20 protein-coding genes are annotated in these 18,974 nt (G+C 69.1%); 12 read left to right on the top strand and 8 right to left on the bottom strand.

Translation table 11 applies throughout. The features are described 5' to 3' along the window. Nucleotides 1–46 precede the first annotated feature (46 nt). Nucleotides 47–466 carry a MarR family winged helix-turn-helix transcriptional regulator gene (locus QM714_RS06785; RefSeq protein ID WP_415098834.1) on the top strand — a complete coding sequence of 140 codons (420 nt, stop codon included), beginning with the start codon at nucleotides 47–49 and terminating at the stop codon, nucleotides 464–466. A gap of 26 nt (nucleotides 467–492) precedes the next feature. On the opposite strand, the gene QM714_RS06780 is transcribed toward QM714_RS06785, so the two are convergent. Genes QM714_RS06780 through QM714_RS06770 form a run of 3 tightly spaced genes read right to left on the bottom strand, consistent with a single transcriptional unit; the run spans nucleotide 493 to nucleotide 2,031 of the window. Beyond that, nucleotides 493–678 carry a hypothetical protein gene (locus QM714_RS06780; protein WP_415098832.1) on the bottom strand — a complete coding sequence of 62 codons (186 nt, stop codon included), beginning with the start codon at nucleotides 676–678 and terminating at the stop codon, nucleotides 493–495. A 46-nt stretch (nucleotides 679–724) separates the two neighbouring features. Then, complete coding sequence (locus QM714_RS06775; protein ID WP_415101003.1) at nucleotides 725–1,303, bottom strand: RNA polymerase sigma factor; 579 nt, start codon at nucleotides 1,301–1,303, stop codon at nucleotides 725–727. Continuing rightward, nucleotides 1,300–2,031, bottom strand: coding sequence for a hypothetical protein (locus tag QM714_RS06770; RefSeq protein ID WP_415098830.1), 732 nt, complete (start codon nucleotides 2,029–2,031; stop codon nucleotides 1,300–1,302). The genes QM714_RS06775 and QM714_RS06770 overlap by 4 nt, the downstream gene beginning before the upstream one ends. A 374-nt stretch (nucleotides 2,032–2,405) precedes the next feature. Between QM714_RS06770 and QM714_RS06765 the strand changes: the two genes are divergently transcribed. The 5 genes from QM714_RS06765 to holA all read left to right on the top strand — a co-directional run bounded on the left by QM714_RS06765 (nucleotide 2,406) and on the right by holA (nucleotide 8,139). Beyond that, the gene (locus QM714_RS06765; protein ID WP_415098828.1) at nucleotides 2,406–2,660 is read left to right on the top strand and encodes a response regulator transcription factor; all 255 of its coding nucleotides are present in this window, start codon (nucleotides 2,406–2,408) and stop codon (nucleotides 2,658–2,660) included. Between the two features lie 121 nt (nucleotides 2,661–2,781). Then, complete coding sequence (locus QM714_RS06760; RefSeq protein ID WP_415098826.1) at nucleotides 2,782–3,645, top strand: DegV family protein; 864 nt, start codon at nucleotides 2,782–2,784, stop codon at nucleotides 3,643–3,645. A 116-nt stretch (nucleotides 3,646–3,761) separates the two neighbouring features. Continuing rightward, nucleotides 3,762–4,736 carry a helix-hairpin-helix domain-containing protein gene (locus QM714_RS06755; protein WP_415098824.1) on the top strand — a complete coding sequence of 325 codons (975 nt, stop codon included), beginning with the start codon at nucleotides 3,762–3,764 and terminating at the stop codon, nucleotides 4,734–4,736. 83 nt (nucleotides 4,737–4,819) lie between these two features. Then, nucleotides 4,820–7,114, top strand: a complete 2,295-nt coding sequence (locus QM714_RS06750; protein ID WP_415098822.1) for a ComEC/Rec2 family competence protein — start codon at nucleotides 4,820–4,822, stop codon at nucleotides 7,112–7,114. A gap of 41 nt (nucleotides 7,115–7,155) precedes the next feature. Next, entirely contained in the window at nucleotides 7,156–8,139 is a 984-nt protein-coding gene (gene holA / locus QM714_RS06745) for a DNA polymerase III subunit delta (protein WP_415098820.1), read from the top strand. Between the two features lie 83 nt (nucleotides 8,140–8,222). On the opposite strand, the gene rpsT is transcribed toward holA, so the two are convergent. Beyond that, nucleotides 8,223–8,483, bottom strand: a complete 261-nt coding sequence (gene rpsT / locus QM714_RS06740) for a 30S ribosomal protein S20 (RefSeq protein ID WP_415098818.1) — start codon at nucleotides 8,481–8,483, stop codon at nucleotides 8,223–8,225. 121 nt (nucleotides 8,484–8,604) lie between these two features. Further along, entirely contained in the window at nucleotides 8,605–9,576 is a 972-nt protein-coding gene (locus QM714_RS06735; protein ID WP_415098816.1) for a phosphotransferase, read from the bottom strand. A 186-nt stretch (nucleotides 9,577–9,762) separates the two neighbouring features. On the opposite strand from QM714_RS06735, the gene lepA reads away from it, so the two are divergent. Further along, a complete protein-coding gene (gene lepA, locus QM714_RS06730; protein ID WP_415098814.1) occupies nucleotides 9,763–11,625 on the top strand; it encodes a translation elongation factor 4 in 1,863 nt (620 codons plus the stop codon). Between the two features lie 9 nt (nucleotides 11,626–11,634). Here lepA and QM714_RS06725 read toward each other — a convergent pair whose 3' ends face one another. Further along, nucleotides 11,635–12,192 (bottom strand): TIGR03086 family metal-binding protein, encoded by a 558-nt coding sequence (locus QM714_RS06725; protein ID WP_415098812.1) that lies wholly within the window; start codon nucleotides 12,190–12,192, stop codon nucleotides 11,635–11,637. Between the two features lie 52 nt (nucleotides 12,193–12,244). Here QM714_RS06725 and QM714_RS06720 point away from each other — a divergent pair, with 52 nt between their 5' ends. The 4 genes from QM714_RS06720 (at nucleotide 12,245) to QM714_RS06705 (ending at nucleotide 16,678) form a co-directional block, all read left to right on the top strand. Further along, nucleotides 12,245–13,075, top strand: coding sequence for an AraC family transcriptional regulator (locus tag QM714_RS06720; RefSeq protein WP_415098810.1), 831 nt, complete (start codon nucleotides 12,245–12,247; stop codon nucleotides 13,073–13,075). A 4-nt stretch (nucleotides 13,076–13,079) separates the two neighbouring features. Further along, on the top strand, nucleotides 13,080–14,000 hold the full coding sequence (locus QM714_RS06715) for an aminoglycoside phosphotransferase family protein (RefSeq protein ID WP_415098808.1): 921 nt from the start codon (nucleotides 13,080–13,082) through the stop codon (nucleotides 13,998–14,000). A gap of 56 nt (nucleotides 14,001–14,056) precedes the next feature. Then, nucleotides 14,057–14,710: an MOSC domain-containing protein gene (locus QM714_RS06710; RefSeq protein WP_415098806.1), complete on the top strand. Its 654-nt coding sequence runs from the start codon at nucleotides 14,057–14,059 to the stop codon at nucleotides 14,708–14,710. A 153-nt stretch (nucleotides 14,711–14,863) separates the two neighbouring features. Further along, nucleotides 14,864–16,678, top strand: a complete 1,815-nt coding sequence (locus QM714_RS06705; RefSeq protein WP_415098805.1) for an AMP-dependent synthetase/ligase — start codon at nucleotides 14,864–14,866, stop codon at nucleotides 16,676–16,678. 21 nt (nucleotides 16,679–16,699) lie between these two features. On the opposite strand, the gene QM714_RS06700 is transcribed toward QM714_RS06705, so the two are convergent. Both QM714_RS06700 and QM714_RS06695 read right to left on the bottom strand, forming a co-directional pair. Then, nucleotides 16,700–17,017, bottom strand: a complete 318-nt coding sequence (locus QM714_RS06700) for a transposase (protein ID WP_415098804.1) — start codon at nucleotides 17,015–17,017, stop codon at nucleotides 16,700–16,702. Nucleotides 17,018–17,120: 103 nt separating this feature from the next. Continuing rightward, nucleotides 17,121–17,246, bottom strand: coding sequence for a transposase (locus tag QM714_RS06695; protein WP_415098802.1), 126 nt, complete (start codon nucleotides 17,244–17,246; stop codon nucleotides 17,121–17,123). A 1,040-nt stretch (nucleotides 17,247–18,286) separates the two neighbouring features. On the opposite strand from QM714_RS06695, the gene QM714_RS06690 reads away from it, so the two are divergent. Beyond that, on the top strand, nucleotides 18,287–18,643 hold the full coding sequence (locus QM714_RS06690; protein WP_415098800.1) for a hypothetical protein: 357 nt from the start codon (nucleotides 18,287–18,289) through the stop codon (nucleotides 18,641–18,643). The last annotated feature ends 331 nt before the right edge of the window (nucleotides 18,644–18,974 follow it).

Genomic DNA, 18,974 nt, shown 5'->3' with positions numbered 1-18,974 from the left:
CTTAGGATATTACTTGCCGCCTCCGCAAGACCCCGGACCTCCGGAAATGAACACCGTCTCCATGCTCGGCGCGGCGTACAGCCTGCTCGGGTTCGACATCGTGGACGGCGTGGTCGGCTCGGGGTTCCCGATCAAGCCCCACCACTCGGCCGTGTTCGGCCAGATCAGGCCAGAGGGGATGCGGCTGACGGACCTGGCCCGTGGCGCGAACATCACGCCGCAGTCGATGGGGAAGATCGTCGACGAGCTCGAACAGTTGGGATACGTCGTGCGGACCCCCGACCCGGTCGATCGGCGGGCCAAGCTGATCAAGCTCACCAAGGACGGCGCCAAGGTCGCGCAGCAGGGTGCGACGACCATCCAAGACATCGAGGAGCGCCTGGTCGACCTGCTCGGCGAGCGCGACTACCGCAAATTGCGCGCCACGCTCGTCAAGATCCTTTCCCGCCCGGAGGGCGAGGGTTGAGCCCACCCACCTCGGGGCACAGGTCGTTAGGCAACGTTGCGCCGGGGGAAGTAGATCAGTGCAGCGATGCCGAAGCAGAGGAGCGCGATGCCTGCGATGGCGCCGAACAGCGCCGCCACCTTCCAAACTAGCCTCACCGACTCGCCGACCACCCGATCGCGGTCGAGATCGGTGCGGGCAGCGGCGAGCAAGACCTCAAGGTCGTCCGGCATCGCAGATCCTTCAGTGCTTTCGTACCGTGAGATGTCCATCCCGAGCTCAAACGTGACTAGAGACCCCGGCCTCCGCTTGGCTGAACGTGAGTGGAGGTCGTCCAGGGTCGGCGTCAGGATCGGGGACGTCCTTGAGCAAGGGATGTGACGCGAGCATCCGTCGTGCTCGATGCAGGCGGACGCGAGCCGTCCCCGCCTTGATCCCGAGTACTGCTGCGGCTTCTGAGATCTGGAGACCTTCCCACTCAGTGAGCCGGATCAGCTCACGGTCCTTCTCGTTCAGTGAGCCCAGCGCCGCGCGTACAGCGTCGCGGCACGCGTCTCGGTCAGCGCGATCGGGTTCGCGGGGGTCGGTGTCACGCGTGGCAGCTTCACGTTCAGCTGTTGTGCGGCGGCGGGTGTCTCGTTGTTTCGCCATGAGCAGCCTTCGTGCGGTGCCGAACAGCCATGCCCGCCGCAGTTCCGGGGCGGGCAGGTCGCCTCGGCGACGCAGGGCGACCACGAACACCTCCTGTAGGACGTCGATCCCGCTCTGACCGGCACGCCGGTACAGGTAGCCGCGAAGCTCGTCCGCGTGGCGGCAGTACAGCTCCTCGACGTCCGCAACCGAAGCCCCCTTCCTCACCACGGCGCAATCCCGAGCTCAGGGGCGAGTCCCGGCGCACACGCCCCGCTGTTCACAAGCGCGTTCTTTGCCGCTGGCGCGTCTGAGGACCTGACCGCTCGCTCCACGCCGCCCAGGTAGTCGAGTTCAGAGGCCGGGATGTACGGGGCGGTGTCGGTGATCGAGGTCCAAGTGTGGGCGCCGAGAATGACTCCAGCTGCCTGCCGCTCCGCCGCCCCGTCGCCGGTATGGAGGGCGACGGCCCAGGTGTTCGTCCACGAACAGACCGCGTGGCCCGCCATCCACAGGCGCAGCGCTCCCGTCGAGACCAGCGCATCGCCTGTGACCAGACTCTCGGTCTCCCACGCCATCGCCCGCTTGCGTGCGTCGACCGTTGGGAAGCGGATGTCACCGGTTACCTGGTCGAAGACGGCCGCGAAGTCCGGCGCCGCGGGGTTGAGCTTCTCGCCGGGGCCGCCGAGTCCAAGGTCCTCCGCATCCGAGGGCCCCTTCCCCGTGTGGGCACTGAAGACCCCCGCGGTCGCAACGCCTGCAACGCCAACCATGCAGGCGGCCGCGGCGCCGGCAATGGCCACCCTCCAGCGCCTCCGACGTGGCGCGCTGACCGCCGCAGCTGTCTGGATCTGCTCCCACAGGGCGCTTCGGTCGTTGGCGTCGAACGGAGGAACTTCGGGCGCAGCCTCACGAACGACCTTGCTGTAGCTGTCCGACCACTCCTTGTGCGGCATCACCAAGCTCCCTCCTTCAACGATGCTGTCACCTCCGGAGTGTCGAGGCGTTACACGGAGGGCTGGCCCGGCGGCCGGTCGCATACGCCGTGTCGTCCAGTGCCCGTCCGGGGGGACGGGGACCCCGGGAAGCGAACAATTGGCGATCGGCCGAGTCCTCCATAACGCCATGGATCCACGGCTGCACGTCGACCCGGACGCTGACAGGGAGGAGGAAGGCGCCTGGTTCGGGGCAACCGCTACTGTGCACGTACCGCGCACAGCACGATCATCACCGACCGTCAGCGCTCATCACCGATCCGAACGTCTCCGCAGTCAGACGTACATATGCGGCAGTCAATGATCTCGGTCGTCGAGCGTGCATGGGTTCCCCTGTGACAGAGCCGATCGAGATCGTGATCGTTGAACACCACCCGGCGTCTCGGTTGGGGATCAGGGCACGGCTCGACCTCGAGGAGGACATCGTCGTCGTCGGCGGTGAGGCCGCCATTGCCGAGGAGGCATTGCCCCTCATTGGCGATGTGCTTCCCGATGTCGCCGTCGTCGATCTCAGCCTTCCCGGCGCAGACGGGGTGAGCTTGACCCGTGATCTGGCAGCAGTCGCTCGAGCGTCCGGGTCCTCGTTCTGACGATGCTCGACGACGAGCACGTCTTCGCAGCAGTCCGTGCGGCGCGACCGGGAGAAGGTCCCGCTGGAACTGCTCGACCACTGCGGTGCGGCTCGCTGGTCGGGGCGGTAGCCTGCGCTCCATGGCCGGTCGCACCGTCGTTGTCACCGACTCCACGGCGATGCTCCCGGCCGAGGTGGCTGCCGAACACGGGATCATCGTGGTGCCACTCCAGGTGGTGATCGGCTCCGAGGTGCACGACGAGGGCTCACCGGGTGCGACCCCCGAACGGGTTGCCGAGGCGCTGCGCGAATTCCTTCCGGTGAGCACGTCCCGGCCGACACCGGCCGCCCTGCAGCAGGTGTACGACGACGCGGCGGAGGCTGGGGCGACGCGGGTCATCTCGATCCACCTCTCCGGTGAGATGAGCGGCACCTTCGAGTCCGCGCAGCTTGCTGCCCGGGCGGCCTCGATTCCGGTGATCCCTGTCGACAGCCGACAGGTAGGCCCCGCGACCGGCTATGCCGCGATCGGGGCCGCCGACGCGCTCGCGGGTGGAGCAACCCCCGAGGGAGCCGTCGCGGCGGCGCGGGCACGGGCCGACGCCGCGTCGTCGTACTTCTATGTGGACACCCTGGAGTATCTCCGTCGCGGTGGTCGGATCGGAGCCGCGAGCGCGATCCTGGGTGGCGCGCTTGCGGTCAAGCCCCTGCTGACGATCACCGACGGCCGGGTGGCGACGTGGGAGAAGGTGCGCACCGCGAGTCGAGCACTCGCCCGCCTGGAGGACCTCGCGGTGGCTGCTGCGGGCACCGGTCAGGTCGACGTCTGCGTCGCGCACCTGGCCAGCCCCGACCGGGCGGGGGCGCTCGCCGAGCATCTCGCACAGCGGCTGGAGGATCAGCTCGACGGCCGGACGATCTGGTGCGGCGAGCTCGGCGCGGTGGTCGGCGCGCACGTCGGGCCCGGCATGGTCGCCGTCTGCGTGTCACCCGTGGCGGGCTGAGCCCCGGCCCCCTCGGTCGGCCCACGTGAAGCTCACAAGCGCGGGCGGGAGAGCGTTCTCCACAGGCTCGGAATCCGCTCTATCGGTGGTCTCTTCGGATTCCTAGGGTCGGTGGCATGCGCACGCACCGATGGAGCACCGAGCACCAGGAAGCCGTCTCCCGTCGGCTGTCCCTCCTCGGTGCCGAGCTCGCGGCCCAGGCCGGGTCGGCGGAGGTGCGCACGGGCGCCACGGGTGGGGGAGACGTGGCGCCCGACCCCTACGTCGAGTCTGACGCCGCCCCGTCGGTCGACTCCGCCCGGGGCGTCGCCGTCCCGGTCCCGGGCCGACACGCCGCGCGCCGGATCCCCCGGGCGGTCCCCACCGCCCCCGGCGCGGGGCTGCCCGGTCGGCTGGTGTTGGCGCCGGCCCAGCTGACCGTCGTGGCGTTGCTGGTAGCCGCGGCGTTGGCCGTGACCTGTTGGTGGGTGCTCGACGCTCGATCCCAGCGGCTGGACCAGGTGCCGGCCGATCCGGCCGGCTCGGTCGCGTCGCCGGTCAGCGCCCAGGAGCTGCCCTCGCCGGCGGCTGGATCATCGCCGGATGCCTCGTCGCCGGGCGCCCGATCGGACGGTGCCTCGGGTGCGGCCGAGCCGGTCACGGCAGGGACGGACGGCAGCGGGTCGGTCGTGGTCGACGTGACGGGCAAGGTGCGGCGACCAGGGATCGTCGTCCTCGTCTCCGGCGCGCGAGTGATCGACGCGCTCAAGGCTGCGGGCGGCGCACGGAAGGGGGTGGATCTGAGCGCGCTCAACCTTGCTCGGGTGCTCGTGGATGGCGAGCAGATCGTGGTCGGTCGTCCGGTGCCCGGGGGAGTGGCGGCGAGTGCATCAGCCCCGCCGGGCAGCGTCGCGCCCGGTGACCTGGTCAACATCAACACCGCCGATCAGGCTCGGCTGGAGGAGCTGCCCCAGGTCGGTCCGGTGACCGCGCAGGCCATCTTGTCGTGGCGGCAGGAACATGGCGGCTTCACCGCCATCGACCAGCTCCTCGACGTGGACGGCATCGGCGAGGCCACCTTGAGCCAGCTCGCGCCACTGGTGACCTTGTGACCCTCGGCTTGCGGGCATGAGTGGCCACCGCCGAAGGGCCACCAGCATCGTCAGCTTCCCGGCGGGCGTGGCAGGACCTGCGGATGCCGATGCTCGGTGCCGCCGCGTGGACCGGTGGTCTGGCCGGATTGTTGGGGCCGCCCGTCGGCGTTGGTGTCACTCTGGCCGTGGCTGCCGCGGCGTTGTGGTGGGCAAGGCGACGACTGCCGCGCCCGTGGTGGCGCTTCTGCGCCGCCGTGGTGATGGTCGCCGGTTCGGTTGCCGGGGTCGCGATGATTCGGGTCGGCGAGGTGGCCGGCAGCCCGGTGACCGCGCTCGGTGCCCGATCGTCCTCGGTCACCGCGACCATGGTGGTCTCCGGTGACCCTCGGATCTCGCGGGGGCGGTACTCCAATCTGGTGGTCATCCGGGCGCGGATGGTGCAGGTGAGCACGCGCGCTGCGTCGTACCAGCTGTCTGCGCCGGTGCTGGTGCTCGGCGACGAATCGTGGGCGGAGGTGGCCCTCGGTTCGACCGTGCGTGCGAGTGGCCGACTCGAGTCGGCCGAGGGCGAGGACCTTGCTGCGGTGCTGCGTGCCACCGGCGACCCGCGACCGGTCGTGCCGCCGCGCTGGTGGTGGCGCGGTGCCGAGGTCGTCCGGGCCTCGCTGAACAGATCGGTCGCGGATCTCCCCGATCATCAGCGTGCGTTGGTGCCTGCGCTCGTCGTGGGTGACGACTCGCGACTCGACGATCACCTGGCCGAGGAGTTCAGGACCACGGGCCTGACTCACTTGCTCGCCGTGTCAGGCACCAACCTCACCCTGTTGATCGGCTTCCTGCTTTGGATCGCTCGATGGGTGGGCGTGCGCGGGCGTGGTTCCTATCTCGTCGGTGCGCTCGGCATCGTCGGCTTCGTTCTGCTCGCCCGGCCGGAGCCGAGCGTGCTGCGCGCCGCGGTGATGGGCGCGGTGGGGCTCGTCGCGCTGGGGCCGGCGGGCAGTCGCTCGGCCGGCCGGGCGCTCGGCGTTGCGGTGACGGCGCTGTTGTTGGTTGATCCGTGGTTGGTGATGAGTCCCGGCTTCGCGCTCTCCGCGCTGGCTACCGCCGGCATCGTCTTCTGGGCACCCGGCTGGCGTGACGCGCTGGCCGGCTGGCTGCCTGGCTGGGCGGCAGAGGCCGTGGCCGTCCCAGCCGCTGCTCAGTGGGCTTGCACCCCGGTGGTCGCGGCGCTCTCCGGTCAGGTGAGCCTGGTGGCGATCGGCGCCAACCTGTTCGCGGCACCGGTGGTCGGACCTGCGACCGTGCTCGGTCTCGGCGGGGGACTGGTCGGCCTGGTCTGGGGTTGGGCAGGCGGGGTGATCGGTCGTCTGGCTGGGTGGTGCGTGGCCTGGATCGTGGCCGTGGCGCACCACGGCGCGAGCCTTCCCCTGCCCGCCGTCGGGTGGGGAACCGGCCCGCTCGCGTTGGCCCTGCTGACCGTGCTGAGCGTGCTCGCCCTGGTGGCGGCACCCCGTCTGCTCCGTCGCCGCCTCGTTGGTGTGCTGCTCTGCGTCGGGCTGGTGATGACGGTCCTGGTGCGGCCCTCCCTGTGGGGTTGGCTCCCTCAGCACGGCTGGCCGCCGGAGGGGTGGATCATCGTCGCTTGCGACGTCGGCCAGGGTGACGCGGTGCTGTTGAACGCCGGGCCTGGTCAGGCGGTCGTGATCGACGCTGGGCCGGAGCCGGCCTCGGTGGATCGGTGTCTGACGCGACTGCACGTCGATCGCGTTCCGCTCGTGGTGCTCACCCACTACCACGCCGACCACGTCACTGGGCTGCCCGGCGTGCTCGATGGCCGCACGGTGGGCCGGATCGAGGTGACCCCGCTCGCCGACCCGCCCGAGGCCGCCCGTCAGGTCGCGGACCAGGCTCGATCGGCTGGTCTGGAGCCGGTGCGGGCGCCCTACGGTGCCGTGGAACACTACGGCGAGGTCACCGTGCGGGCCGTCTGGCCGCCCGCGGACGAGCCCACCGTGGGGCCAGGAGACGGCAGCACCGCCAACGACGCAAGCGTCGTCCTGGTCGCGGAAGTGCGAGGGATCCGACTCCTGCTGACCGGCGACCTCGAGCCTCTTGGGCAGGAGGCCGTCGCCCGGGAGCTGCCGGGGCTGGCGGTGGACATCCTCAAGGTGCCACACCACGGCAGCCCCTCCCAGGACCTACCCTTCCTCACCTCGCTCCACGCCCGAGTGGCGCTGATCTCGGTCGGCGCCGACAACGACTACGGTCACCCGGCGGAGCGCACTGTGGACGCACTGACCGCCGCCGGCGCCCGCGTGCTGCGCACCGACCTCGGCGGTGATCTGGCGGTGGTGGAGCGCAACGGGCAGCTCTACACCGTCACCTCCCACCGCTAACGGCGTGCCCGTCGGTGGTCTGTGGCAGGCTGGGCGCCACCATGAGCACACCCCGCGCCGCCGACGTCCTCGGTCGGGTCACCTTGGTCACCGGCAAGGAGGAGTTCCTCGGTGAGCGCACCGTCGCGGCGGTCCGCTCCGCCGTGCGCTCCCATGATCCGGAGGCCGAGCTGTCGGAGGCGGCCGCCGGCGACCTCACCGCAGGCACGCTCGGCGAGTTGTCCGCGCCGTCGCTGTTCACCAGCACTCGCTGTGTGGTGGTGCGTCAGCTGGAGAATCTGCCCGACGACTCGGTGGCCGGCCTGGTGGCCTACGCCGAGGCGCCCGCCGAGGACGTCGCGCTGGTGCTGGTCCATGGCGGCGGGCAGAAGGGCTCGGGCGTGCTGAACAAGCTGCGCAAGCTGCCCACCGTCGACGAGCACAAGTCGGCAGAGGTCAGGCCCTCGGAGTTCGCCTCGTTCGTCGCGAACGAGGTCCGCTCGCTGGGCTCGTCGATCGACGAGGGTGCCGCCGAGACCTTGGTGCAGGCGGTCGGCCACGATCTACGGGCACTGGCCGGGGCCGCGCATCAGCTGACCAACGACTTCCCGGGAGAGACCCTTACCGCCGAGAAGGTGAAGAAGTACTTCGGCGGTCGTGCCGAGGCCAAGTCCTTCGCTGTCGCCGACGCCGCCTTCTGGGGGCGCTGCGAGATCGCGTTGGAGGAGCTGCGCTGGGCACTCGACGGAGGCACGCCGCCGGTGCTGGTGACCTCCGCCTTCGCGGGCAGCGCTCGCGGAGTGGCGCGTTACAAGGCGGCGGCCCGCGGTCTGCGTGAGGCCGACCTGGCGCGTGAGGTGGGCGTCCCGCCTTGGAAGCTGCGCACCATCCGCGACCAGTCCCGGGCCTGGTCCGACGGCGGCATCGCCCACGCCATCATGGTCATCGCTCGCGCCGACGCCGACATCAAGGGCGCCGCCACCGACCCGGCCTACACCCTGGAACGGCTCGTGCTCACCATCGCCGGCCTCCGCGAGCCCCGCTAGCCGAGGGTAGATCGGCCCCGGGAAATGCAGCTGACCCGGCGTTGGTCAACGCCGGGTCAGCCGAGAAGGCAGTGCGGAAGCGATCAGAGGGCGTTGGTGGCCTTCGCGATCGCGGACTTGCGGTTGGCGGCCTGGTTCTTGTGGATGACGCCCTTCGAGGCGGCCTTGTCGAGGCGCTTGCAGGCGTCGCGGCCGAGCTCGACGGCGGCGTCCTTGTCGCCGGCCGCCGCGGCCTCGCGGAACTTGCGCACAGCGGTCTTCACGCTGGACTTCACAGCCTTGTTGCGTTCGTGACGCTTCTCGTTCTGCTTGTTGCGCTTGATCTGGGACTTGATGTTCGCCACTACGATGCCTTCTGGTCGGGGTGCACTGCCTGCTCAGATGTCTGGATGGGCCACGGAGTCGCCACCCGAAACGGGCAGGCTGACGCCGGACACGCAAAGGGCAACGCTACCAGCGGCCGTCTCAGCCGGCCAAATCCGCCGCCGTCCAGCCGCGCCGTTCGCCGAGCCAGCCCCAGACGGCCTGCGCGCACCAAGCCTGGTGTTGGCGCAGGTACGGCGATGCCGGGGGCGGCGGCTCGGCAGCCTGGCGGAAGAAGTAGCCCGCCAGCAGGGCGAGCACCCGGTCCACGTGCTCCGCTGGGACCTCGCGGGTCGACGGACGCTCGGCCAGGATCGCGTCCACATCGAGGCCGTCGCCGCGCGCCTGGACGAGCAGGAAGACGATGTCCACCCAGGGTGCGCCGACGACCGGCCAGTTCCAGTCGCAGATCCAGACCCGGCCGTCCTTGCCGAGCAGGATGTTGTCGTCGCGCAGATCGGTGTGCACCAGGCTCGTCCCCGCGGCCGCCTCGGCGAAGCCGGCGGCCAGCTCAGCGGCCTCCTCGAGATGGGGCAGATCTGGCCGGGTGGTGCGCACGTGCTCCCAGGCGTCGACGAAGCCGCTGAGCTCCTCCTCGATGCTGGCCACGGCGAGGCCGCTCGGTGGAGGCGTCAGCAGCAGGGTCATCTCCTCCACGGTGTCCAGCACGAGGTCGAGGTCGGTGCTGCGCCACGGGCGCTTGGGCATGCGACCGTCGACGTACTCCAGACCGAGCACCACCCACTCGTCCTCGATCAGCCAGCGCAGCCGAGCCGCCGGTGCCTCCGGTGGGAGCGCCGCGAGCGTTCGGGCCTCCTCGCGATAGGACTCCGCGAACGGCCGTTGCGCCTTGGTCGAGGCCGCCTTGACGAAGTGGCGGGAGTCGTCGGCGCAGACCAGCACCGACGCGAAGCCGGGGGTGAACCCACCGCCCTGTGAGATCGCCTCGACGACAGGGGAGCCGCAGCGGTCCTCGATCTGCCGACGCAGCAGGGGAGGCAGGTGCTGCCACTCGAGTCTGCGGGCGGTGCGACCGGCAGGAACCGGCTCGACTGCGGAGGTGGGCGACGGCATGGCTCGATCCTCCCCGACGGCTCGCGCCGCGGCCAGTCGATTCCGCAGCGCAGACCTCATGGTGGACGAGGCTGCGGACCGCTCACGTTTCGACAGCACCCGCGGTCGGCATGGAACAATGAGGTCATCCCGCCAGCGCCGAGCTCGCGCCGGCCCGCAGCCTCTCGAAAGCCATCTGTCACCGCCATGACCGCGCCCCAGCCCGGCCACACCGATCCCGCGATCATCCGCAACTTCTGCATCATCGCGCACATCGACCACGGCAAGTCGACGCTGGCCGACCGGATGCTGCAGTTGACCGGGGTGGTCGACGAGCGGTCGGCCCGCGCGCAGTACCTCGACCGGATGGAGATCGAGCGCGAGCGCGGCATCACCATCAAGAGCCAGGCCGTGCGGATGCCGTGGACGGTGCCGCCCGACAACGAGCAGGGTGCCGACCCGGGCACCTACATCCTCAACATGATCGACACGCCTGGCCACGTGGACTTCACCTACGAGGTGTCCCGCTCCTTGGAGGCCTGCGAAGCGGCGGTCCTCCTGGTCGACGCTGCCCAAGGCATCGAGGCCCAGACCCTGGCCAACCTCTATCTGGCGTTGGCCGCGGACCTGCACATCATCCCGGTGCTGAACAAGATCGACCTGCCGTCGGCTAACCCGGAGAAGTACGCCGCCGAGCTCGCCGGCATCATCGGCTGCGACCCCGGCGAGGTGCTCCAGGTCTCAGCCAAGACCGGAGTCGGTGTGCCCGCCGTGCTCAACGAGATCGTCAAGCAGACCCCGGCACCGGTGGGCGACGCCTCCGCGCCACCGCGGGCACTGATCTTCGACTCGGTCTACGACACCTATCGGGGCGTGGTCACCTACGTCCGTGTCGTCGACGGCCATCTGAGCCACCGCGACCGGATCAAGATGATGTCGACCGGGGCGGTCCACGAGATGCTCGAGGTCGGCGTGATCAGCCCGGAGCCGGTGAAGGCCGGCCGGATCGGTGTCGGCGAGGTCGGCTACCTGATCACCGGCGTCAAGGACGTCCGCCAGTCTCGCGTCGGCGACACCGTCACCGCTCAGCACGACGGTGCCACCGAGGCGCTGGGCGGCTACCAGCACCCGAACCCGATGGTGTTCGCGGGCCTCTACCCGATCGACGGCGACGACTACCCCGACCTGCGCGAGGCGCTCGACAAACTCCAGCTCAACGACGCGGCGCTGACCTACGAGCCGGAGACCTCCGGCGCCCTCGGCTTCGGATTCCGCTGTGGCTTCCTCGGCCTGCTGCACATGGAGATCGTGCGTGAGCGGCTGGAGCGGGAGTCCGGCCTCGACCTGATCTCGACCGCGCCGAACGTCGTCTACTCCGTCACGATGGAGGACGGCACCGTCCACGAGGTCACCAACCCCTCGGAGTTCCCCGCCGGCAAGGTGGCCGAGGTCCGTGAGCCCGTCGTCCGGGCGACGATCCTGACCCCGTCCGACTACATCGGCACCATCATGGAGCTCTGCCAAGGCAAGCGCGGCTCGCTGCTCGGCATGGACTACCTCTCCGAGGACCGTGTCGAGATGCGCTACACACTGCCCCTGGCCGAGATCGTCTTCGACTTCTTCGACCAACTGAAGTCGCGCACCAAGGGCTACGCCTCGCTCGACTACGAGACCTCGGGCGAGCAGGTCGCCGACCTGGTCAAGGTCGACATCTTGCTGCACGGCGACCCGGTGGACGCCTTCTCCGCGATCGTGCACCGGGACGCGGCGTACTCCTACGGAGTGATGCTCGCGGGCAAGCTCAAGGAGCTGATTCCCCGGCAGCAGTTCGAGGTGCCCATCCAGGCCGCGATCGGCTCGCGTGTGATCGCCCGCGAGACGATCCGGGCGATCCGCAAGGACGTGCTCGCCAAGTGCTACGGCGGCGACATCACCCGCAAGCGCAAGCTGCTGGAGAAGCAGAAGGAGGGCAAGAAGCGGATGAAGATGGTCGGCCGCGTCGAGGTCCCCCAGGAGGCCTTCATCGCCGCCCTCTCCACCGGCTCGCCTGCCGAGAAGACGAAGAAGTAGCGAGCCGGATCAGGCCGGCGTCCATTGCGGATCACGGCCGAGCCGCCCGAGCAGCCGGTCGGCGGCAGAGGCGTCCTCGGGCACCGCGACCGCGGGCCCGCAGACACCTTCGGAGTAGAGCGCCGGACCCCAGCCGTCCGCAGTGCGGCCCATCGACGCGGCCTCAGCGTCGCTGAGCTCCCACTCCTGGCCGGTCGCCCGGGCGATGTCCCACCCATGGATGACCAGGTCCCAGCCGTAGAAGTCGGCGATCGTGTCGCCCAGGGTGGTGCGGCCGAAGTAGCCGTCGTACTCACGCTCGGCGACTCCGTCGCCCTCGAGTACGGCGACCGCGGCGGCCCGGTGCTGTTCCCACCGCTGCACCAGGTCGTCGGTGGCGGGCACCGGACCGAGATCGAGATCGTGCTGGGCCAGGAAGTCGCGCTGGGTGGTGAGGACATGGTCCGCGACGTCGCGGACGCTCCAGCCGACGCACGGGCTCGGCGCATCCCACCTGTCGCCGACACCGCGCAGGATCTGGCTGAATCGGTCGGCTCGGTCGCGGAAGACGATGATGTTGCTGTTCATGAAGTAGAGGCTAGAAGCCCGGTCTGCCCGGACGATTGTGATAATCCGACACATGGAGGAGTTGCGTCGTGTCGACCCGATCGACCGGGCGCATCTGACCGGGGCCACCCGTCCGTCGCCGCCCATCTATCGCTATGCCCCCGCCCCGGAGCTGGCCGACCTGGTCGAGCGCTACTGGCTGCCGGTGTGGTCATTGACGGAGCCGTCCAGCCAGAGCACCCTGCAACACCCGGTCTGTCTGATCGTGGTGAGCAACACCTATGCCCGCTTCTACGGCGTCGTGCGCGGACTCTCGACGGTCACCTTGGAGGGGGAGGGTTGGGCCGTCGGCGTGATGTTCCGACCGGCGGCGGGACGGCTGCTGCTCGGCCGATCGGTCACCGTGGTCGCCGACTCCTATCTCGACCTGACCGAGCTCGACTCGCTCGACGGGGCGGCACTGACGGCCGAGCTGCGGGCGGCGATGACCCCCGACCCGCACGGGGAAGGTGGCCACCGCCGAGCCATCGCGGCCTACGAGGCCAGGCTGCGGTCACTGCTCCCGGTCGACGAGCAGGGGCAGCTCATCAACGAGGTGATCGACTGGCTGCACCACCACCCCGCCGTCACCCGGGTCGCCGACGTTGCTGCCGCCTTCGGGCTCTCCGAGCGGGCCCTGCAGCGCCTGGTGGAGAGCCGCGTCGGACTGACCCCGAAGTGGTTGATCCAGCGACGGCGGCTGCACGACGCGGTCGAGCAGCTCAAGAAGGGTGGCGGGCCGACCCTGGCCGACCTTGCCGTCGAGCTCGGGTACGCCGACCAGGCGCACTTCACCCACGACTTCCGTGCGGTCACGGGCATTACACCGGGCAGTTACCTCGCCGACCAGTCCAGCGCGGAGTAGGCCGTTGCGCATCGAGATTCCACCGGGGCTGGACGAGCAGCGTGACGGCGGCCCGGGCTGGGCCGCGTGGCTCGATCGCCTGCCACGCCTGACGGCCGAGCTGGTCGAGGAGTGGGCGCTGACCGTTGACGGTGCGGCGATGCACGGCGCCTGCTCGGTGGCGTTGCCGGTCCGGACCGAGACCGACGAGGCGGCGGTGCTCAAGATCACCTTCGACGGTGACGACGAGTCCGAGCACGAGCACCTTGCGCTGCAGCGCTGGGGCGGCGTCGGAGCCGTCCGCCTGCTGCGCGCGGATCCGCGGCGCCGGGCGCTGCTCCTGGAGCGGCTGCACACCGAGAACCTGGTCGGGCGCTGGGATGTCGAGGCGTGCGAGGTGATCGCCGGTCTCTATGCCGACCTGCACGTCCCCGCCTCGCCACAGCTGCGGCTGGTGACGACGTACGTCGCGCGCTGGGCCGCCGCGCTCTCCGACATGCCTCGCGGCGCGCCGATCCCTCGCCGGCTGGTCGAACAGACTCTGTCGCTGGCCGACGGCCTGGTCTCGGATCCCGCCAGTGTCGGCACGATGATTCACGGCGACCTCCACCAGGAGAACGTGTTGACAGCTGATCGGGCGCCATGGCTGGCGATCGACCCGAAGCCGATGAGCGGCGACCCCCACTACGAGATCGCGCCGGTGCTGTGGAACGACTGGACGCAGGTGCACGACGACGTCCGCAGCGGTGTCCGCAGGCGGTTCCACACCTTGGTCGACGTGGCCGGTCTCGACGAGGAGCGGGCCCGCGACTGGGTCGTCGTACGCATGATCCTCAACGCCCACTGGAGCATCGAGGACGCCCAGCGCCTCGGCCGACCTCTCGACGCCGACGATCGCGAGTGGATCACCCGATGCATCGCGATCGCCAAAGCGGTCCAGGACTAGCAGTCACGAGTGAGAACTCGGTGGCTCGGCCCGGCGCTGCGATGGAGAATGGCCCGGTGACCCCGAGCGTGATCTCCGTGAACGTCGGCCGTCCCGAGCCGCACGAGTGGGCCGGGATCAGGCGGACAGCCATCCACAAGACCCCGGTGCTGGAGCCGGTGCTGGTCAGCACGCTGGGCCTGACCGGCGATCAGGTGGCCGACACGAAGCACCACGGCGGGATCGACCAGGCGGTCTACGCGTTCGCGCGAGAGGACCTCGACCGGTGGGAGGAGCTGCTCGGTCAGCCGCTGGTCAACGGGCACTTCGGGGAGAACCTCACCACTCTCGGGATCGACGTCAACGAGGCGGAGGTCGGCGAGCGGTGGCGGGTCGGCTCGACGATCTTCGAGGTCGCCTCGGTGCGAATCCCGTGCAACGACTTCAAGGGCTGGCTCGGCGCGACGGGCTACGACAATCGCGGCTGGGTCAAGCGGTTCACCGCCGAAGGGCGTCCCGGCCCCTACCTGCGAGTGGTCGAGGAGGGTCTGCTCCAGACAGGTGACGAGTTGGAGGTGGTGCACCGACCCGGCCACGGCGTCACCGTGTCGACCATGTTCCGCGCCCTCACCACCGACCACGCCCTGCTGCCGTTGCTGCTGCGAGTCGGCCGGCTGCCCGCGCAGGCTCGGCGGCGGGCGGAGGAGTACGTCGCCGGCACGGCCTCCTGACCGGTCCGACCTCGCTGCGATCCGCCTTCCGACCGAGGGTACGGCTACCCATCGGTAGGAACGTGATCTACGTTACTCGGTATCCTTCCGATTCACCGTGGCCTTCGGGCCGCGGCCAGGGCCCCGCCGACGTCCGAGGAGCACGACGAGACCATGCGCACCAAGCCAGATCCCAGCTTTGTCGACACCATGCCGGCCAACGTGGCCGTCCAGTTCCTCGAGCGCGTCGAGCGCACCCCGCACGCGGAGGCATACCGCTACCCGGTCGGCGAGACCTGGAAGTCGGTGTCCTGGCAGGACACCGGCCGCGAGGTGCATCGCCTGGCCGCGGGCCTGATGGCGCTGGGCGTCGAGCCCGAGGAGCGGGTCGGCATCGCCGCCGGCACCCGCTACGAGTGGATCCTCGCCGACCTCGCGGTGATGTGTGCCGGCGCCGCGACGACGACGGTCTACCCCTCCACCAACGAAGAGGACACCGCCTACATCCTCGGTGACTCGGACTCGAAGGTCGCCTTCGCCGAGGACGACACCCAGATCGCCAAGCTGGTGGCCCGCCGGTCCGAGCTGCCCAAGCTGGAGAAGATCGTCACCTTCGACGGCACCGCCGACGGCGACTGGGTGATCGGACTGGCCGACCTCGCCAAGCTGGGTGACGACTATCTCGCCGAGCACCCGAGCGCCATCGAGGACGTGGCTGCGGGGATCAAGCCCGAGCAGCTCGCCACCTTGATCTACACCTCCGGGACCACCGGCCGCCCCAAGGGCGTCCGTCTCCAGCACCGGTCGTGGGTCTACGAGGGTGCCGCCATCGAAGCCCAGGGCTTCCTCGACGAGACGGACCTGCAGTTCTTGTGGCTGCCGATGGCGCACTCGTTCGGCAAGGTGCTGCTGTCGACCCAGTTGGCCTGCGGCTTCCCGACCGCGGTCGACGGCCGGGTCGACAAGATCGTGGACAACCTGGCTGTCGTCAAGCCGACCTTCATGGGCGCTGCACCACGGATCTTCGAGAAGGCGCACGCCCGCATCGTCACCATGCAGCAGTCCGAGGGCGGCGTGAAGGAGAAGATCTTCAACCAGGCCTTCGCCGTCGGCACGAAGGTCGACCAGCTGAACCGCGAGGGCAAGTCGATCCCGCTGCCGCTGAAGCTGCAGCACGGTCTCTTCGACAAGCTGGTCTTCGCCAAAGTGCGCGAACGCTTCGGCGGTCGGGTGCGCTTCTTCATCTCCGGCGCAGCCGCCCTCAACCAGGACATCGCGGAGTGGTTCCATGCCGCCGGCATCGTGATCTTGGAGGGCTACGGTCTCACCGAGTCTGCCGCCGGATCGTTCGTGAACCTCCCGTCGCTCTACAAGTTCGGCAGCGTCGGTCCGGTCTTCCCGGGCAGCGAGGTCAAGCTGGGCGAGGGCGACGAGGTCATGATCAAGGGCCCCGGCGTGATGGAGGGCTACCACAACCTGCCCGACGAGACCACCAAGGCACTGGCCGACGGGTGGCTGCGCACCGGCGACAAGGGCCACCTCGACGAGGACGGCTACCTCCGCATCACCGGCCGCATCAAGGAGCTGTTCAAGACCTCCGGCGGCAAGTACATCGCCCCGCCCCTGATCGAGGCGAAGTTCAAGGCGGTCTGCCCCTACGCCAGCCAGTTCATGGTGTTCGGCAACGAGCGGAACTTCTGCGTCGCGCTGGTCACCCTCGACGAGGATGCGATCGCCGCGTGGGCGAAGGAGAACGACGTCTCGGGCGACTACACCGCGATCATCAACTCCGAGAAGTGCCGCGAGATGGTCGGTGGCTATGTCGAGGAGCTCAACCGGCAGCTCAACCGCTGGGAGACCGTCAAGAAGTGGGAGCTGCTCGACCACGACCTCAGCGTCGAGTCCGGCGAGCTCACCCCGTCGCTCAAGGTGAAGCGCAACGTGGTCGAGGACAATTACAAGGAGACCCTCGACGCGTTCTACGCCTAGCGATTGCAGGCTCTTCGTACTTCAGGTGAGGATGACCTGGTCGAGTCCGCCTCCGATGAGGAGCATCCGTAGTGGGTAGTTGTCACGGTTGCGGAAGCCGCGGGCGGTACGGCGGTGGAACTCGATGAGGCCGTTGATCGCTTCCGTGCCGCAGTTCGAGGCGCGGTTGGTGGTGAAGTAGGCGAGGAACGCGGTCTGCCACTGTCGCAGTCTCCGGCCGGGCCGGCGGATCTCGAGGATCGGGCAGGTCGGGAACGAGGCGAGGACCTTCTCGGCGATCTGTCGCCCTTCGGCCAGGGACTCGGCCCTTTGCAGGCGGCGCGGAGTTGTTGGGCGCACTGCCAGGCGATGTAGACCTCGTCGTGGCGTTCGTCGGCGGTGATCGCCTTGTCGAGGCGGGCCTTCTGCGTGTCGGTGAGTCGCTCGGCTCCGCACCGCAGGATCAGCCGGATCCCGTACAGGAGGTCGCCCTTGCGGCCGCGTGGCTGTGGATGGTCTGCTGCACGCGACGGCGGACCTGGTCAACCGCGTCGGTACCCAGTTTGGTGACGTGGAGGGCATCGAGCACCGCGCGGCGTCCTCGAGCTGGTCATCGATGGCGTTCTTGTAGCCGTGGAACGGATCCAACGTGGCCACGCCGATGCCGGTACGGAACTCCTCGCTGCGGGCCCTGAGCCACTCGGCGTAGGCGGCACCGGACCGGCCGGGCACCAGGTCGAGCAGACGTGCTCGGACCCGAGTCTTGCCCTTGGCGTCGCGGTGACGGGCCAGGTCGACCATCCCGGTCAGCTCCTTCGGCCCCCGGCCGCCGTACTCGATCGGTTTCGTGGACACGTGATGCCAGATGTGCTCATCGACCCCGAGGGTGTGGACGCCGTCGAACCGGGACTCATCAGCAGCGAGGGCTCCAGGATCGGCTGACCGAGTTCCATACCGTGCGCCACGCGGCACCCAGTTGCCGCGCCAGCCCTTGCACGGAGGCATGTTCGCGACGTAGCTGCTCGATCGCCCACCAGCACGCCCCGGGTGGTCAGCAGTGCACGCGATGTGGCCAGGTTCTCGTCCCGCTCGGTGAACGCCCCGGCCGGACAGGCTGGTTCGTCGCAGCGCCAGGTGCGCTTGCGCCACACCAACTCCACCGGGCGACCGAAGCACCGGGGTGTCGCCAGCCGCACCTCACGACGGCCGTGGCTCTCGGCAACGACCCCGCACATCCGGCAGGCTGGCCGGGCACGAAATGTACCGCTTCGGCGGCTACGAGCTCACCCAGAAGCAGAACAGCGCAGCCATGTTCAGAACTCCTTCGCTCAGCTTGCTGAACGGATGAAGTAGCACCTCAGCCGCGTCCCCAAACCAGCGTTGCCGTGGGCCGATCGTCACGCGGAGCGTGCCGATCGCAAGGTGGGCTGGGACGGTGGACGGCCAACCAGGCGGGTGACGCGTGTGCCCTCAGTGGTGTGACAGGGCATGGACTCGGACCCTTCCGCGGCTAACGGCAGAATCGCTTGGTGGAAGGTCTGGGTATGGTCTGTGAAGATCTTGTAATACCCCTTGTCAGGATCACTTCGGGTCGCCCACACTGACAGCGCACTGGTGAGGGGGCGGGCCATGCTCAGCGTCGCGTCATTCGGCCAACGACGGGCCGAAGGCCTTGCGTGGCTCGTGATTTCCGTCAGCCTGGTGTTGCTTCTAACCGCCTGCGGTCGGCATGCGCCAGGGTTTCAGACCGCCTGCGATCACCTGCATGCTGCAATCGATGCCCTTGACGATGGTGACTCGAAGAAGGCGAAGAGCGAGGTCTCCCGTGCCTGGAGTTGGACAGAGCCGGCTGCCGAGGACGCCGCTGGGAGCGACGAAGAAGACGCTGTTGCTGCCTTCGCTTTGGCCATTGGGCGTGCGGATGTGCGCTTCGGCACTGCGAGTGGTCGCCAGGCGATGGAAGAAGCTGAGGCTGCGTGCTCGTAGCGAGCTGTTGAGCGACGTCCTGGGTGAGGACGTCGTGCCGGTGTAGCGACATCGACGGTGGGGATGGGTTCTGGGGCTGTCTTCGGGGGACCCCTTGTTGGTGTGCGACGACAAGATGAGCACGTTCTTGTTGGTCGCAGCGGCCCCTCCTTCTCGCAGGTCACAGCGTTGCAGTGACGCTGATTGACACACCCGTCTACTCGGTAGGGTCTGCTGGTGGTGTTCGTGTGTAGGGTTTCCGGCCGCTCGGGCAGCATTGAGGTCTAGCTCGCTGCACCGTGATGTCGTTGTGGAGCAAATCGGGACGGGCGGAACCAATGCCGAGTTAGCG

The organism is Nocardioides sp. (genome assembly GCF_047602075.1).
Classification (GTDB): domain Bacteria; phylum Actinomycetota; class Actinomycetes; order Propionibacteriales; family Nocardioidaceae; genus Nocardioides.
Note: the sequence above shows the minus strand (reverse complement) of the source record. Positions and strands in the feature narration are given on the sequence as shown.